Annotated in this window: 15 protein-coding genes and 1 pseudogene; 7 read left to right on the top strand and 9 right to left on the bottom strand. The window is 65.0% G+C overall.

Going from position 1 to position 14154, the window contains the following annotated elements:
• Positions 1-15: 15 nt before the first annotated feature.
• The 4 genes from ACUTAG_RS01315 to ACUTAG_RS01300 all read right to left on the bottom strand — a co-directional run bounded on the left by ACUTAG_RS01315 (position 16) and on the right by ACUTAG_RS01300 (position 3058).
• Positions 16-618 (bottom strand): hypothetical protein, encoded by a 603-nt coding sequence (locus tag ACUTAG_RS01315; RefSeq protein ID WP_446649945.1) that lies wholly within the window; start codon positions 616-618, stop codon positions 16-18.
• Between the two features lie 57 nt (positions 619-675).
• Complete coding sequence (locus ACUTAG_RS01310) at positions 676-1119, bottom strand: DUF695 domain-containing protein (RefSeq protein WP_054514521.1); 444 nt, start codon at positions 1117-1119, stop codon at positions 676-678.
• A 170-nt stretch (positions 1120-1289) separates the two neighbouring features.
• Positions 1290-2114, bottom strand: a complete 825-nt coding sequence (locus tag ACUTAG_RS01305; RefSeq protein ID WP_446650452.1) for a prephenate dehydratase — start codon at positions 2112-2114, stop codon at positions 1290-1292.
• Positions 2115-2176: 62 nt separating this feature from the next.
• Positions 2177-3058 carry a LysR family transcriptional regulator gene (locus ACUTAG_RS01300; protein WP_026382935.1) on the bottom strand — a complete coding sequence of 294 codons (882 nt, stop codon included), beginning with the start codon at positions 3056-3058 and terminating at the stop codon, positions 2177-2179.
• Between the two features lie 85 nt (positions 3059-3143).
• Here ACUTAG_RS01300 and ACUTAG_RS01295 point away from each other — a divergent pair, with 85 nt between their 5' ends.
• From ACUTAG_RS01295 to ACUTAG_RS01275, 5 genes are all read left to right on the top strand, one after another.
• Complete coding sequence (locus ACUTAG_RS01295) at positions 3144-3989, top strand: HpcH/HpaI aldolase/citrate lyase family protein (protein ID WP_054507331.1); 846 nt, start codon at positions 3144-3146, stop codon at positions 3987-3989.
• A gap of 34 nt (positions 3990-4023) precedes the next feature.
• Complete coding sequence (locus ACUTAG_RS01290) at positions 4024-5295, top strand: CaiB/BaiF CoA transferase family protein (protein WP_446649944.1); 1272 nt, start codon at positions 4024-4026, stop codon at positions 5293-5295.
• Between the two features lie 50 nt (positions 5296-5345).
• Positions 5346-6344, top strand: a complete 999-nt coding sequence (locus ACUTAG_RS01285) for a cyclase family protein (RefSeq protein ID WP_446649943.1) — start codon at positions 5346-5348, stop codon at positions 6342-6344.
• 70 nt (positions 6345-6414) lie between these two features.
• Positions 6415-7401 carry a tripartite tricarboxylate transporter substrate binding protein gene (locus ACUTAG_RS01280; protein WP_049053453.1) on the top strand — a complete coding sequence of 329 codons (987 nt, stop codon included), beginning with the start codon at positions 6415-6417 and terminating at the stop codon, positions 7399-7401.
• Between the two features lie 65 nt (positions 7402-7466).
• Positions 7467-7919 (top strand): carboxymuconolactone decarboxylase family protein, encoded by a 453-nt coding sequence (locus tag ACUTAG_RS01275; RefSeq protein ID WP_175144491.1) that lies wholly within the window; start codon positions 7467-7469, stop codon positions 7917-7919.
• Positions 7920-7990: 71 nt separating this feature from the next.
• Here ACUTAG_RS01275 and ACUTAG_RS01270 read toward each other — a convergent pair whose 3' ends face one another.
• Positions 7991-8419 carry a VOC family protein gene (locus tag ACUTAG_RS01270; RefSeq protein ID WP_446650451.1) on the bottom strand — a complete coding sequence of 143 codons (429 nt, stop codon included), beginning with the start codon at positions 8417-8419 and terminating at the stop codon, positions 7991-7993.
• Between the two features lie 146 nt (positions 8420-8565).
• Between ACUTAG_RS01270 and ACUTAG_RS01265 the strand changes: the two genes are divergently transcribed.
• Positions 8566-10479, top strand: a complete 1914-nt coding sequence (locus ACUTAG_RS01265; RefSeq protein ID WP_446649942.1) for a B12-binding domain-containing radical SAM protein — start codon at positions 8566-8568, stop codon at positions 10477-10479.
• Positions 10480-10510: 31 nt separating this feature from the next.
• Here ACUTAG_RS01265 and ACUTAG_RS01260 read toward each other — a convergent pair whose 3' ends face one another.
• Together ACUTAG_RS01260 and ACUTAG_RS01255 are read right to left on the bottom strand one after the other, a co-directional pair.
• Positions 10511-11056: a hypothetical protein gene (locus ACUTAG_RS01260; protein ID WP_035181172.1), complete on the bottom strand. Its 546-nt coding sequence runs from the start codon at positions 11054-11056 to the stop codon at positions 10511-10513.
• Positions 11057-11235: 179 nt separating this feature from the next.
• Positions 11236-12054: a leucine-rich repeat domain-containing protein gene (locus ACUTAG_RS01255; RefSeq protein WP_446649941.1), complete on the bottom strand. Its 819-nt coding sequence runs from the start codon at positions 12052-12054 to the stop codon at positions 11236-11238.
• A gap of 318 nt (positions 12055-12372) precedes the next feature.
• On the opposite strand from ACUTAG_RS01255, the gene ACUTAG_RS01250 reads away from it, so the two are divergent.
• The gene (locus ACUTAG_RS01250) at positions 12373-12588 is read left to right on the top strand and encodes a hypothetical protein (RefSeq protein ID WP_060720381.1); all 216 of its coding nucleotides are present in this window, start codon (positions 12373-12375) and stop codon (positions 12586-12588) included.
• 44 nt (positions 12589-12632) lie between these two features.
• Here ACUTAG_RS01250 and ACUTAG_RS01245 read toward each other — a convergent pair.
• Both ACUTAG_RS01245 and ACUTAG_RS01240 read right to left on the bottom strand, forming a co-directional pair.
• Positions 12633-12842: pseudogene (locus ACUTAG_RS01245) on the bottom strand (SAM-dependent methyltransferase); the annotation flags it as partial.
• 255 nt (positions 12843-13097) lie between these two features.
• Positions 13098-13631, bottom strand: coding sequence for a DUF4034 domain-containing protein (locus ACUTAG_RS01240; protein WP_446649940.1), 534 nt, complete (start codon positions 13629-13631; stop codon positions 13098-13100).
• Positions 13632-14154: the final 523 nt, after the last annotated feature.

Here is a 14154-nt window from a genome sequence, read left to right as displayed (position 1 = left end):
GGCGCCGGGCTAGCGTCAGAAGCTCGGCTTGCGGCTGTTCGACTGGTTGATGAACTCGATCCGCGCGTTGGTCCAGGCCGGGTCATACAACTGCACGCTGACGCCGCTGTATTTCAGCACCGCCTGCGTCATGTCGGTCGAGCAACCCATGCCGGGATTGGTGCTGGGTTTCTGGCACCACTCCAGGTTCAACTGGTTGGGAAAGTTCGACTGCTTGCCGTATTTCTGCACCACGGCCTGCGCCATGGCGTCCTTGTTGGCCGGCGTCCACGGCATTTCGTAGCTGACCTGGGACACCGCCAGCGGACGCTGCTTGTCGACCGGCACGCGCGGCTCGAAATGCACCACCAGCCGAACGCCGTCTTTTTCGTAGCTGAAATTCTGCGGCTGCTTGGTATTGGTGACGGGGTTCAGCGTCGGGTAACCCGCCTTGATCTGATTCTTGCCCACGCCGAAATTCTTCGCCGCGGCGGCGACCGCTTCGTCGTAGTCCATGCCCGTTTTGACGCCGGCGATATCGAAACTCCGGGCGTCCACCGAGCGCGGCGGCTCGGCCTTCGCGGGGGCGGCAACCACGGCGGTGATGGCGGAGATCAGGAGTGCGGCTTTGAAATTCAAAATAATATCCTCTGCAAATGGCGACCGGCCTGATCGATGGCGCGGCCGGTTGGCCTTTCAGTGAAGCTGGTCGGAGCTTTCCGGCTGTAGTTCCGCCAGGCCATTCCAATCGGGATCCTTGTACGTGCCCAGTCGGATGGGATAGACCGGATGCCCCGCCAGGCAGGCATTGAACGCGTCCAGGAACGCTTCGACGTCGTGCGTGTAGAAACGCCATTCCTTCTGGTGATTGCCGGTCAGGCAAGCCACCTGCACGCCGATGTCGGAGTCGTCGAAAGCCTGTTCGATGGCTTCTTCGAAGCGGTTGGTGCTTTGCTTGTCTTCTTCATTGGGCATGCCGTTTTCGATGCCCGTGTACGGCCAGGAAATGATGACCAGGTTCTCATTGACCTGGCGTGTGGGCGCCGGCGGCAGGCCGGTGCGCAAGCGGACCACGACCAACAGATCGTTGATGCGGGCTTCGCCCACGGACCAGAGGTCGCCTGGAAAAATACGGCTCATTGAATGGGATCCTGGGTTGCTGGCCGGGCCCGCGGGCCCGGCGCTTCTTATTGCCCGGCAACGTTGCGCGCACGCGCTGCCGAGGGAAGGTCCGCATTATCAAGGGCGGATTTGCGTGTGTCCCCAATAAAGTGCAACCGGATCTTTCGCCAGATCGGCGAGCGCGGGGATCACTGGCGGGGGTACGAGCCCAGCAGCCGTATCCCCGGATGGGCTGCCAGCAGGGATGCCAGCGGCTCCTGCCGGGCATGGCCGGCCACCTCGACCACGTAGCGATGCGTGTCCAGCGTCTTCTTGCTGGGCCGCTCGTAGATGGTCAGGACCGGCACCTTGGCATCGACCAGCGCCGCCAACGTGTCGTTGAACCTGTCGTCGGATGTGTCGACCAGCAGCGAGCTCTTGTCGCGCCCCGTCGGCGCCGGCATCGCGCGGCCCAGCACCCACCAGCGGGTCACGTTGTGCGGTCCTTGCTCGATGCCGTCCACCAGCGATACCAGCGAATAGACCGACGCGCCCACCTTGGGGCCGAACGACGCCTTGTCATGGCCCGGGCTGTCGGCCACCGTCTTGGCGGCGGCGCCGCCGCTGGCGGCCTCGGTGCGCTTGACCTTAGGCATCTCGCGGTGGACCCACGGCTTGACCTCCTCGAACGCCACCGGGTGCGCCAGCACCTCCTTGACGTCCGCCAGTTTGGTGCCCGGCTTGGCCAGCAGGCTGTAGCCCAGCATCTTCGGATACTCGGCCACGATCATCACGTCCGGCAGGGCCAGCACAGCGTCCAGGTAGGGCGTCACGCCCACCACCGACGTGGTCACGGGCACGCAGGCGCGCTCGATCTTGCCGGACTGGTAGCCCTTGAACAGGTCGTCGCGCGTCAGCGGCACCAGGTCAGCGGGGCCGAACAGATCCAGGCAGGCCTGGTGCGTCCACGAACCCGCCGGCCCCAGGTAGCCGATCTGGCCGGCCGCGCTGGCGGCCAGCGGCAGTGCGAACATCGAGCAGCCGACGAGCGTCGACAGAATGGTCTTCTTCATGCTTTCCCCTTGTAGAGCGCGGGTCAGGCGCCCGCGTTGGCATACTCTACAACGGCAATGTCGCGAAAGGCGCGGATCAACGCCAGCCGTGGCGACCCGCGCGACCAGATCAGGCCGAAGCGGCGAGGCTCGCAGGGCTCGGGCAGCGGCAGGGCGAGCAGGCCGAGCCGTTCGATCGCGCCGTTGGTGGAGCGCGGCAGGATCGCCACCCCCAGGTCGCGGCTGACCATCACCGCGATGGACTCGATGGCGTTCAGCTCGAAGCGCTCGCGCGGCGTGATGCCGACGCGCCGCAGGTAATCATCGATGTGCTGGCCGCCCCAGTCGCTGCGCTGGTAGCGGATGAAGGGCTCGGCCGTCAGCAGGCTGTGCGGGTGCCGACCGGCATGGCGCGGCGCCGCCGCCAGTACGTAGGGTTCTTCGCGCAGCAACTGCCAGCCCAGACTCTTGGACAGCGGGTAGGGCGCTTGCAGCGCGATGGCGGCGTCCAGTTCACCGCTTTCGATGGCGGGGTAGAAGCGCGCCGAATGGCCCGGCTGGATCTCGACGTTGATGAGCGGATGGCGCCGCACCAGGTGTTCCAGGATGGCCGGCACCATCGAATTGAGCGCCGTATTGCCGGCGCCCAGCCGCAGCTCGCCCATCATCTCGTCGGAACGGGCCAGGTAGCGGATCTTCTCGATCCGTTCCAGCACCTCGCGCATCGGCTCGATCAGTTCGGTGGCCTTGGCGGTCAGGTGCACGGTGCGGCCGGCGCGCGCCACCAGCGCCACGCCCAGCTCCTGTTCCAGCTTGCGGATCTGCTGCGCCACCGCGCCGTGGGTCAACCCCAGGCGGCGGGCGGCCTCGGCCATCGAGCCATGGCGCGCCACGGCGGCCAGCGTGTGCAGGAAGTCGGTGTTCATGATGATAGATATTCTATCGTCTTATCGTAATTTGGCTGTCCCCGATCGCACGTCTCCAGCGCCACAATGCGGCCAGGAGACATCAATGAGAAGCAAGCTTTTCGTTCCCGCCTCGCGCCCGGAACTGTTCGACAAGGCCCTGGCCAGCGCGGCCGATGCGCTGTCCTTCGACCTGGAGGACGCGGTCGCGCCGACCCGCAAGCAGGAAGCCCGCGCCGCCTTGGCGGCCTGGCTGACTGCGCCCGTGTTCGCCGCCGCCCGTGAACAACATCCCAAGAAAATTATCGTCCGCGTCAACGCCGCCGACACGCCCGACTTTGCCGCCGACCTGGCCGCGCTGCGCGGCCTGCCCATCGACGTGCTGAACCTGCCCAAGGTCGAAAGCGCCGCCGCGCTGCGCGCCGCGATCGACGAGGCCATGGACGCCGGCTTCGCCGGTGAATTCCTGGTCACCATCGAAACCCCGCGGGCGCTGGCCGACGCCGCGCAACTGGCGGCGGCCCATCCATGCGTCGCCGGCCTGCAATTGGGCCTGGCCGACCTGTTCGAGCCGCTCGGCATCGAGCGCTACCAACCTGACACGCTGCGCGCGGTGATGCTGTCCCTGCGCCTGGCCGCCGGCTGCGCCGGCAAGTACGCCATGGATGCGGCCTATGCCCGCGTGCGCGATGCCGAGGGTTTTCGGGCCGAGGCGCAACTGGCGCGCTCGCTCGGGTTCCTGGGCAAGTCGTGCGTGCATCCCAGCCAGATCGCCATCGCCAACGAAGTGTTCGGCTTCAGCGCGGACGAGATCGCCCAGGCCGAGCGCATCGTGTCCGCCAGCCGCGAGCATGACGGCGTCGGCGCCTTCGTGCTCGACGGCAAGATGATCGACGCCCCTTTCGTGCGGCGCGCCCAGGACGTGCTGCTGGCCGCCGGCCGCGCCGCCTGACGCGGCCGCGCTACCGATTTTGAGTGAATCCGCAATGCAACAAGCATCCCCCGCCGACCTGCCGCTGGCCGGCATCAAGGTCCTGGACCTGAGCGCCTACATCGCCGGCCCCTATGGCTGCGCCCTCTTGGGTGACATGGGCGCCGACGTCATCAAGGTCGAGCCACCCGAAGGCGACAACCTGCGCAAGTACCCGTCGACGCTGGCCAGCGAAAGCCGCGCCTTCCTGGGCATCAACCGCAACAAGCGCGGCCTGTGCCTGAACCTGAAGGAAGCCGCTGGCCACGAGATCCTGCTGCGCCTGGTGCGCGAGGCCGACGTGCTGGTCCACAACTTCCGGCCGGGCGTGCCCGAGCGCCTGCGTATCGACTTCGCCACGCTGTCGGCGGTCAACCCGCGCCTGGTCTATTGCGCCATGACGGGTTATGGCGCGGTCGGCCCCATGGCGCGCCACGCCGGCTACGACCAGGTGCTGCAATCGATGACCGGCATGTGCGCCGCCCAGGCCAAGGCCGACGGTCCGCCCGAAGTGCTGTACGGCTCGGTGGTCGACTACTACGGCGCCGCCTTGATCTCCAACAGCGTGGCGGCGGCCCTCTACCGCCGCGAAAAGACCGGCCGTGGCCAGGCGATCGAGGTCTCGCTGCTGGGCAGCGCGCTGGCGATGCAGTCGGCCCGCCTGGTGTGGGCCGACGGCGAACCGCGCCATATCGAACGCGACATGCGCTCGGGCGGCATCACCGGCATCCATCCCACCCGCGACGGCTACCTGTACCTGTCGGCCAACACGCCGCACTTCTGGCGCGCGCTGTGCGGCCACCTGGACCTGCCGGAGCTGGCCGAACACCCCGACTACGACTCCGTCAAGAAACGCGCCGCCCAGGCCGCCGTGCTGGTGCCCCTGGTGCGCCAGGCGCTGGCGCGCGCGTCGGCCCGCGAATGGGCCGAGCGCTTTGGCCAGAGCGTGCCTTGCGCCGAGGTGCGCCCGGTCGAGGACATGTTCGACCATCCCCAGGTCGAGGCCATGGGGCTCATGCGGCCGTACCACAACCCGCAGGCCGGCGACTACCTGGGCCTGGCGCAATGGGCCCACTTCGGCGGCGCCGCGCAAGCGCCTGCCGATGAGTCGGGGGAGGGGCGCGGCGAATCTGGAGCAGGGCGCGGTGAGTCCGAGGTGGCGCGCGACGAGTCCCGAGCAGGGCGCGGCGCGCCCGGCCTGGGCGAACACAGCGAAAAAATTCTGTCCACCCTGGGATACACCGCGTCCGAAATTCACCTGCTGCGGCAATCCTCGGTGGTGCAATAGCCGCCACAACGATCATAAGACTCGTCCGAGACAGAACGAGGAGACAAAAAATGCATCCACGCTACCAGCAGCGTCCCGACGGCTCCAACTGGGGCGACTTCGGCGACGACGATCAGCTCGGCACCCTGAACCACCTGGATCGCCATGCGCGTCTGGCCGCCGTCGCGGAAATCCGCGAAGGCCTGTCGTTTTCCCTGAGCCTGCCGCTGACGGTGCCGCGCGCGCCCGTGCTCAACCCGCGGCGCAAGGGCCCCGTGATCCAGCCCGCGGAAAAGAACGGCGTGCCGGTGTACCGCTATCCGCTGGCGCGCGACGTGCCGGGCGCCACCGACGTCGTCAGCGACGACCGCGTCACGCTGTCGCCGCAGTACTCCACCCAATGGGACGCCCTGGGCCACGTCGGCGCGATGTACGACGCCCATGGCACCGGCCAGCCGCAGCCCACCGGCTACAACGGTTTTACCGTCAGCGAGCCGCGCGCCGACGGCTTCACCGGCACCCTGGACCTGTCCATCGCGCCCATGGCGCGGCACGGCATCCAGGGGCGCGGCGTCATGGTCGACCTGCGCGCCCGCTTCGGCGACGCGCACCGCAAGGTCTCGTACCAGGACCTGATGGACGTGATGCACGCCGACGGCGTGCAGGTGCGCCCCGGCGACATCCTGTGCCTGCATACCGGCCTGGCCGACCTCGCGCTCACGCTGGGCGATGACGAGCAGGACCGGCTCAAGACCAGCTGCTGCGTGCTGGACGGCGCCGACGCGCAATTGCTCGCCTGGATCAAGGACAGCCGCATCGCCGCCATCGCCGCCGACAACCACGCGGTGGAATTGCGCAATCATCACCTGGAGAGCGGCAGCGGGCCGCTCCTGCCGCTGCACGAACAATGCCTGTTCAAGCTGGGTTTGCCGCTGGGCGAACTCTGGCACCTGACCCCGCTGGCGCATTGGCTGCGCCAGCACGACCGCCACGCCTTCTTCCTGACCGCCGCACCGATGTACGTGCCCGGCCTGGTGGGCGCGCCGGTCAACCCCATCGCGACCGTCTGACCTCGGACGGACCGCGCCACGATCCTGGATCGATTCAACATCCCCCGCAGGGGAGACGTGAGGAGCACACATGAAGAAAACCCATCACGCGGCCCTGGCCGCACTGCGCCCCGTGGCCGCCGCATTGGCCCTGGCCGCCACCCTGGGCGCGGCCCACGCCGCCGGTTACCCCGACCAGCCCATCACCGTGGTGGTGCCGTACTCTGCCGGCGGCGGCGCCGACAACGCCGCCCGCATCATCGCGCAAGGCATGGGGGAAGTCGCCGGCCAGAGCGTCGTCATCGAAAACAAGGGCGGCGCCAGCGGCTCCATCGGCGCCGCCTACGTGGCCCGCGCCAAACCGGACGGCTACACCGTGCTGTACGACGCCTCCGCGTTCTCCATCAACCCCGTGCTGCGCAAGCTGCCCTACGACGCCAAGAAGGACTTCATTCCCGTCTCGCAGGCCGTCAGCGTGCCCAACATCCTGGTCGCCGCAACCGGCTCGGCCTTCAACAGCCTGCCGGACTTCATCAAGGCCGCGCGCGCCAACCCCGGCCGCTATACCTTCGCCTCGTACGGCCCCGGCAGCCTGGCGCAGATGGCCGCCGAACTGCTCAAGAAGGATGCCAAGATCGACGTCGTGCACGTGCCGTACAAGGGCGGCGCGCCCGCCATCGTCGACGTCATGGGCGGGCAGGTCGACGTGTACTTCGCCAACGCCGCGTCCAGCCTGAACTACGTCAGCACCGGCAAGCTCAAGGCGCTGGCGGTCTCGTCGGCCGCGCGCATGCCCGACCTGCCCAACGTGCCCACCGTCAGCGAAGGCGGCGTCAAGGCCTTCGACGTCGTCGAATGGAACGGCTTCTTCCTGCCTGCCGGCACCGATCCGCAGGTCGTCGCCAAGCTGCAGGACCTGGTGCAGAAAGCGCTGGCCCGCCCCGAAACCCGCGACAAGCTCGCCAAGCTCGGCCTGACCCCGGTCGGCAGCAGCGCCGCGGACTTCGCCAAGTTCGTCGACGCCGAGCAGGTCCGCTGGGCCGAGGTCGTGAAAACCAATAACATCACCGTGAACTGATCGGCCGGGGCGGGCAGCGCCGTTGCCCGCCCCGCCGACGCAAGCACCCAAGGGGAGATGCCGCAATGAGCCGGGAAGACGATTTCGAGCGCGGCCTGGCCAACCGCCGCGCCGTGCTGGGAGAAGAATGGGTGCAGCGCTCGCTGGACCGCGCCACCACCTTCACCGCCGACTACCAGAACCTGATCACCCGCTACGCCTGGCACGACATCTGGAGCCGCCCGGGCCTGCCGCACAAGGCGCGGCGCATGATGGTGCTGGCGGTGACGCTGTCGCTGGGCCGCTGGGAGGAATTCGAGCTGCACGTGCGGGCCGCGCTGACGGCGAAGGACGACTCGCGGCTGAGTCCGGATGAACTGAAGGAAGTGCTGCTGCAGAACGCGATCTACGCGGGCGTGCCGGCGGCCAATACCGCGTTCAACCTGGCGCAGGGGATTCTGCGCGAGGTGGCGGGGGAGATTGGGTATGTGTTGGAGCCGGCGGATGTGCGGGGGGCGGATTTGTTTGGCGGCGGTTAGGCCCAGCGCGATTGCGCTTCGCGCTGGAGGCGGCGTTCGTCCCACTTGCAATCGGGTCAGGCATTCATCCGTCAATACCTGACCACCACCGACTCCGCCGTCCGCACCGCCGAATCCCGGCAGACCGCCTCGATATTATTCCCATCCGGATCGAGCACGAACGCCGCGTAATACCCCTTGTGGTACGCCCGTTCCCCCGGCGCGCCATTGTCCCGCCCGCCATGCGCCATCTCGGCCTGGTAGAACGCATCCACCATGTCCCGGTCATGCGCCTGGAACGCCAGATGCAGCCGCCCGGTCAGTTGCCCCTGCACCTCATCACTATCCGGCGTGGAAATGAACAACTCATCCGCCCAGAAATTCCTGTCATCGGATCCGCCGATCGGAATTCGCAGCGCTTCGAACACGGCGGTATAGAACTTCTTGCTGGCGGGCAGATCACGCACCACCAACCCGATGTGATCAATCAAACGGCCCTTGTGTCGTTCTCGATTCAGCACGAAACGCTCCTCGTGGATGAGGGAAAAACCGGGAAACCCGCCGCCCAGGCGTCGCACCCATATTTCCCTTGCGACGGCGTCCCGGACTCGCCGGTAACTATAATCCCCCCTCGATCCCCGCTTTGACGGCATTCCCGCCGTGTCTCATGTCCGCCACGCCCCTTCGCGTGCTGTCCGTCATCCCGCCGATGACGCAGCTCAATACGCCATACCCGTCCACCGCCTACCTGACCGGCTTCCTGCGCTCCCGCGGCGTCACGGCCACGCAGGAAGACCTGGCGTTGGCGCTGGTCTTGCGCCTGCTGTCGTCCGACGGCCTGCTCGCCGTGGCGGCCAGGCTGGACGCGTTGCCGCTGGACAAGCACACCCCCGCGATCCAGGCCTTCATCGCCATGCAGCCGCGCTACCTGGCCACCATCGGCCCGGTGATCGCCTTCCTGCAAGGCCGCGACTCGACGCTGGCGCACCGCATCGTTGGCCGTAACTTCCTGCCCGAAGGCCCGCGCTTCGCCTCGCTGGACGTGTATGTCGATGACGAGGGCGGCGATCCGCTGGGCTGGGCCTTCGGCGCCCTGGGCCTGCAGGACCGCGCCAAGCACCTGGCCACGCTGTACCTGAACGACCTGGCCGACGTGCTGCGCGACGCCATCGATCCGCGTTTTGAATTCGTGCGCTACGCCGAATCGCTGGCCGGCAGCCAACCGACCTTCGACCCGTTGGCCGAAGCGCTGGCCGCGCCGCTGAACCTGGTCGACGACACCCTGCGCGACCTGACCCTGGAAGCATTGGCGCGCCACCAGCCCACCATGGTGCTGCTGTCGGTGCCGTTCCCCGGCGCCGTCTACGCCGCCTTCCGCATCGCCCAGGCCATCAAGGCGCAAGACCCCACGATCATCACCGTGCTGGGCGGCGGTTTCGTCAACACCGAACTGCGCGAACTGAAAGACCCGCGCGTCTTCGACTATTTCGACTTCGTCAGCCTCGATGCCGGCGAGCGCCCCTTGCTGGCGCTGATGGAACACGTGCAAGGCAAGCGTTCGCGCCAGCGCCTGGTCCGCACCTTCCTGCGCGACGCCGACAGCGGCGCGGTGCGCTACGTCAATCTGGTCGAGCCCGACGTCGCCTTCGCCGAAGTCGGCACGCCCACCTGGGACGGCCTGCCGCTGGACCGCTACCTGTCGCTGCTGGACATGCTCAACCCCATGCACCGCCTGTGGAGTGACGGCCGCTGGAACAAGCTGACCGTGGCGCACGGCTGTTACTGGAAGAAGTGCAGCTTCTGTGATGTCAGCCTGGACTACATCGGCCGCTACGAAGGCGCCTCGGCCACGGTGCTGGCCGACCGCATCGAGGCCATCGTGCAGGAAACCGGGCAGACGGGCTTTCACTTCGTCGACGAGGCCGCGCCGCCCAAGTCCCTCAAGGCCCTGGCCACGGAACTGATCGCGCGCAACGCTGGCATCTCGTGGTGGGGCAACATCCGCTTCGAGAAGACCTTCACTCCCGAGCTGTGCGAACTGCTGGCCGACAGCGGCTGCATCGCCGTCTCGGGCGGCCTGGAGGTCGCCTCGGACCGCTTGCTGAACCTGATGAAGAAGGGCGTGTCGGTCGACCAGGTGGCGCGCGTCACGCGCGCTTTCAGCGATGCCGGCATCCTGGTGCACGCCTACCTGATGTACGGCTTTCCCACGCAGACCGTGCAGGACACCGTCGATGCGCTGGAATACGTGCGCCAGCTATTCGAAAACGGCTGTATCCAGAGCGGGTTCTTCCATCGCTTCGCCTGTACGGTGCATTCCCCGGTGGGGTTGAATCCCGAGGAATACGGCGTGACGCTGCGGCCGCTGCCGGACGTGACGTTCGCCAAGAACGACATCGGCTTTGACGACCCGACCGGGGTGGATCATGACACGCTGGGACGGGCGTTGAAAAAGGCGATCTACAACTACATGCACGGGATCGGGCTGGACGAGGACGTGCGTAGCTGGTTTCCGTTCAAGGTGCCGAAGACGACGGTGGGGCGGCATCGGATTGCCAAGGCGTTGAGCCAGCGGGGGTAGGGGCTTCTTCCCCCGCTGCTTGCGGAGCGGTTCAGGCGCGCGGCTTCACGTGTGGACCGTTCCAATAATGCACGTCCAGATGGACCCGAGCTATGCCCTCCCGGTTGGCGATCCGGGATGCGACCTCCTGCAAGATCGCGCTTTCTTCCGGTGTTAATCCGATAACGGTTTTCCAGCGCAGCAGTTTGGCGCCTTCCGGCTGCTTCCTCAAGCCGGATGCTACGTGGCTGTCCAGCGGCACTTCCATCCATTGCTCTATCGTGTCGAGGGCGTATTCGCTGCACAGATACTTGTTGTAGGCGCAATTGCGAAGAAAGATATTCAGAAACTTGCGCGCGCTTCCCCAGTGCTGGGCAGTTCGGGGCAAGGCGTTCTGCAGTGCGGCAGTCTCCGTATCAAGCAATCGAAAATAGGCACGTTCCGTCTTGGCGTTTCCGAACTTGCGCAGGTTCACGCCTTGCAAGAACTCTCGCGCTGCGGCGATCGTTCCTTTGGGGCCCATCTTCTGCGCGGTGGATGCTCCTACGGCGGTGCGGGCCGTGCGAGCCTTTAACTTTTCCAAAGTCTCTTTATTCATCGCCGGTACGTCTCCTCATGCGTTCGACATTGTGCAGATAACGGCTTTCAGGAATTAAGCCCTAGAGCAATGTATCGAAATGGAGGTGGCATGTCAGGTCGAATTGCGACAGTTTTTGGCCGTTCCTTCGCGAGTTTCCATGCCAGAGGATGCCATCGGGCGAAGGGCAAATATAAGAACTATCTCGTGGCGGCGATATTTGACCGCAGCAGTTTAGTGCGCAGCTTGTCTTCCAACTCACCCAGCCCAATATTGCCGCAACCCACCAGGGTCAGCTCCTGCAAACCGGTAAGTTCTTCCAGGACATCGATATCGGCAATTTTCTTGCAATATTGGATGTTCAGCCATTCCAGTGCGGGCAGGGCGGCGATGGGCCGGATCGTCTCCAATGCCCCTTGATTCTTCAGCCGCAACGAGCGCAGTCCGGATAATTGTTCTATACCCGCCAGCGTCTGCAACGAACGCCCCGCCATCAACCCCAGCGACACCAGCGGCAACGCCGCGATGCGATCAAACACGGTCGCATCGAAGGGCACGTTGTACAGATTCAGTTCCGCCAGCGGCAGCCGCAAGGTCTGGTCCAGCAGCTTGCCTGGCTTGTCCGGCAATATCGACAGCGACCGCAGCGCGGGGAAATCCTCTGCCTTGAACCGCATCGGTACATTTACTTCTAGCGATTCCAGTTGCGGCATCGCTCCCGCCGACCAGGTATGCGAACCGGGGCAATCGAAAATCGACAGATGCCGCAGGCTGGCCGGCAGCATATCGGCGCGCAGGTTCTTGATCACCGAGGCCTGGATATTGCCGGGTCCGATGGACAGATGCGTCAGGGACGGCAGGCGCGCGATCAATGCTGGCAATTCCTGCACCGGGTCCAGGGGCGGCGCCCACAGATGGACATATTCGATCGTCGCCAGCGTTGCCGGGTCCGGCGGCGCATCGTGGAAAAGGACTTGATCCGAGGTGTGCGCCTGCGCGGCCTGGCGGCTGTGCAGCATCAGCCATCGCTTGTCACGGCCGGGTTGGGGCGTCGAAAACGGGACTAGTGGCATACGGGCTCCGGAGTCATGGCTTCTGTCGGCAGGGCGGGCATGGCGACAGCGGGGCGGGCATTCTCGAAGGGTAGAACAATAAAGCAGAACGGCAATCCCGCGCGAGCCGGATTGCCGTTCTGCTTTGATGAGGCCGTAGGTCAATTCCGCTTTTCACTAAGACTTATGCGGCTGGCCCCGGCGCCTGACACTATTTTTTACCCCGTCCCCAAGCTGTGGCCGCCATCCTCACCGGTACACTAGCGTGATTCCCCAAGGAGCCATATGTCGATTCAAACGTTGGGCCGTTACGGTATCGTGCTATTTCTCGCTGCGTTGAGCTCGGGCTGTTCTTCAATCATCGGCGAGTGCGGCTTGGTTCGCAGTAGCTGCATGTATGACGGGAAATACGAACAGGGCGAGGAAGACTACGCGGAAGCCGAGGCGAAGCGGCTGAACAAGCAGTCGACGGATCGGTTGCGTCGAAGCTCTGGGGATTGAATCCAGGCGACGTCCTGCCATTGCGCTAAGGAAGTCGTCACAGGTTCCGGCAGGAAAAACTGATCCTGCAACTCCTGCAGCCTAATCCGATCCAGCATCTCCGTCAGCCGTTGCGCCGGCTTCCCGCGTGGCAGATCCTTGTACTGCGCGATAATGATGGGTTAATTCTTCATCGAATGCTTCCATCCCAACAGCTCGGCCACGCTGACCTAGTACCCATGTGCGTCCAGCTGCAGGCACCGCAGCACGTTCGTGAATCAGCGTCACGTGCGCGAAACTGCGGAACGGCCCGTCCACGTTGCCGAAATACATATTCCCCGGGAACGCCACCACGCTCTGCGCATGCAATTGGCGCGTGCCCACGTGGTCGCCTAGCGAATAACTGATGAAATTCGCGAACCGACCCAGCGCCTCGCCGTGTTCCTGGGGCCGCAGATCGCGCTGCAGGAACGATTCGAAGGCCTGGCGATGAGCCTTGCACCGCCTGCGTTTCTACGGGTTGCGGAAAATCACTCAGCTCGTCCCACATGCCGGCCCAGCGTATCGCATTGCGCTGTGGCGCCGTTAGCGTTTCGCACAGCGGACCGTTGACCAGGGATGTCCTCGTAACTGCCGCCCCAACGCGGTTGCAGATACTGCGCATACGCGATCAGCGTTTCCATGTGGCCGGGGCGCAATTCCGGTGCGCGCAGTAGCCAATAATCCTTGCCCTGGTCCATTTCATGCTCGGCGCGCGGCGCGAGCCAGGCCGGCAGGGCCTGCGGCGCCTGATCCGGCCGCAGGCGCGGCACGCCATATTCCGCCAGATGCGCCAGCGCCGCGTCCATCAGGCCGCGTTCTTCGATGTCGTCGTGGGTAATGGTTTCCGGGGGATTGCCTTCGAGCAGCCGGCGCAGCCAATACGGCTCTCTGAAATGCGCGGCCATTTGCATCAGGGTCACGCAGGCCGCGACGGGGCGCGGCGAAAGCGTCATGGCTTTCAACAGCGCGGCGGCGGCGGTTTCGCAGGCCACGACGGCGCCGATCCAGCGATCCAGCGTCACGCTGTCTGCTCAGCCAAAGCCGCGGATATCCGCAAGTGGGCGTGGTAGGAGTTGGGCAGGCGGCGATCCAGTCCTGGAGGAAGTCGGCGGCTTGCGGGCAGGGGGTGATGCTGTAGTCGAAGAGGGTGCCGGAGAGGACGGCTTCGGAGTAGGGAAAATTTTGGGTGCCGCAGCGCCCGTCTTGTTGGCCTAGGTTGGCGTCGCACTCGCGGAAGTTGCGGGACTCAACTAAAGCTCGAGATTGGTGGTAGATAGCAGTTAGCGGAAGCACTAATGAATGTTCAAAATCGATGCAATTGAATGCATGCTTAGTAAGCAACTAGTAAAGGGTATCAATACGTAATAATATACCTTATAGTAGCTTCCTGCCGAGATGGTCCTATTCTACGAATTGTTGGCTGAGGCGTTCTGCTCAATGTTTAATGTCGACAATTTAGTGCTTCAGTGGACGAAGCATGGGGGTGCAATGCTGGCGTATTAGGATTTTCTAAAAAAATCTAGAGTTTGTAGTTGTGACTAAAAA

The sequence above is a fragment of the Achromobacter sp. CSND-B12 genome (genome assembly GCF_052906545.1).
Note: the sequence above shows the minus strand (reverse complement) of the source record. Positions and strands in the feature narration are given on the sequence as shown.

What these genes read in the sequence shown, in the direction of transcription:
- ACUTAG_RS01310 (WP_054514521.1), bottom strand. Translation starts at nt 1,119, where the DNA reads ATGAGCCGTATTTTTCCAGGCGACCTCTGGTCCGTGGGCGAAGCCCGC.
- ACUTAG_RS01265 (WP_446649942.1), top strand. Translation starts at nt 8,566, where the DNA reads ATGTCCGCCACGCCCCTTCGCGTGCTGTCCGTCATCCCGCCGATGACG.
- ACUTAG_RS01290 (WP_446649944.1), top strand. Translation starts at nt 4,024, where the DNA reads ATGCAACAAGCATCCCCCGCCGACCTGCCGCTGGCCGGCATCAAGGTC.
- ACUTAG_RS01275 (WP_175144491.1), top strand. Translation starts at nt 7,467, where the DNA reads ATGAGCCGGGAAGACGATTTCGAGCGCGGCCTGGCCAACCGCCGCGCC.
- ACUTAG_RS01305 (WP_446650452.1), bottom strand. Translation starts at nt 2,114, where the DNA reads ATGTTCGCACTGCCGCTGGCCGCCAGCGCGGCCGGCCAGATCGGCTAC.
- ACUTAG_RS01260 (WP_035181172.1), bottom strand. Translation starts at nt 11,056, where the DNA reads ATGAATAAAGAGACTTTGGAAAAGTTAAAGGCTCGCACGGCCCGCACC.
- ACUTAG_RS01300 (WP_026382935.1), bottom strand. Translation starts at nt 3,058, where the DNA reads ATGAACACCGACTTCCTGCACACGCTGGCCGCCGTGGCGCGCCATGGC.
- ACUTAG_RS01250 (WP_060720381.1), top strand. Translation starts at nt 12,373, where the DNA reads ATGTCGATTCAAACGTTGGGCCGTTACGGTATCGTGCTATTTCTCGCT.
- ACUTAG_RS01285 (WP_446649943.1), top strand. Translation starts at nt 5,346, where the DNA reads ATGCATCCACGCTACCAGCAGCGTCCCGACGGCTCCAACTGGGGCGAC.
- ACUTAG_RS01295 (WP_054507331.1), top strand. Translation starts at nt 3,144, where the DNA reads ATGAGAAGCAAGCTTTTCGTTCCCGCCTCGCGCCCGGAACTGTTCGAC.
- ACUTAG_RS01255 (WP_446649941.1), bottom strand. Translation starts at nt 12,054, where the DNA reads ATGCTGCACAGCCGCCAGGCCGCGCAGGCGCACACCTCGGATCAAGTC.
- ACUTAG_RS01280 (WP_049053453.1), top strand. Translation starts at nt 6,415, where the DNA reads ATGAAGAAAACCCATCACGCGGCCCTGGCCGCACTGCGCCCCGTGGCC.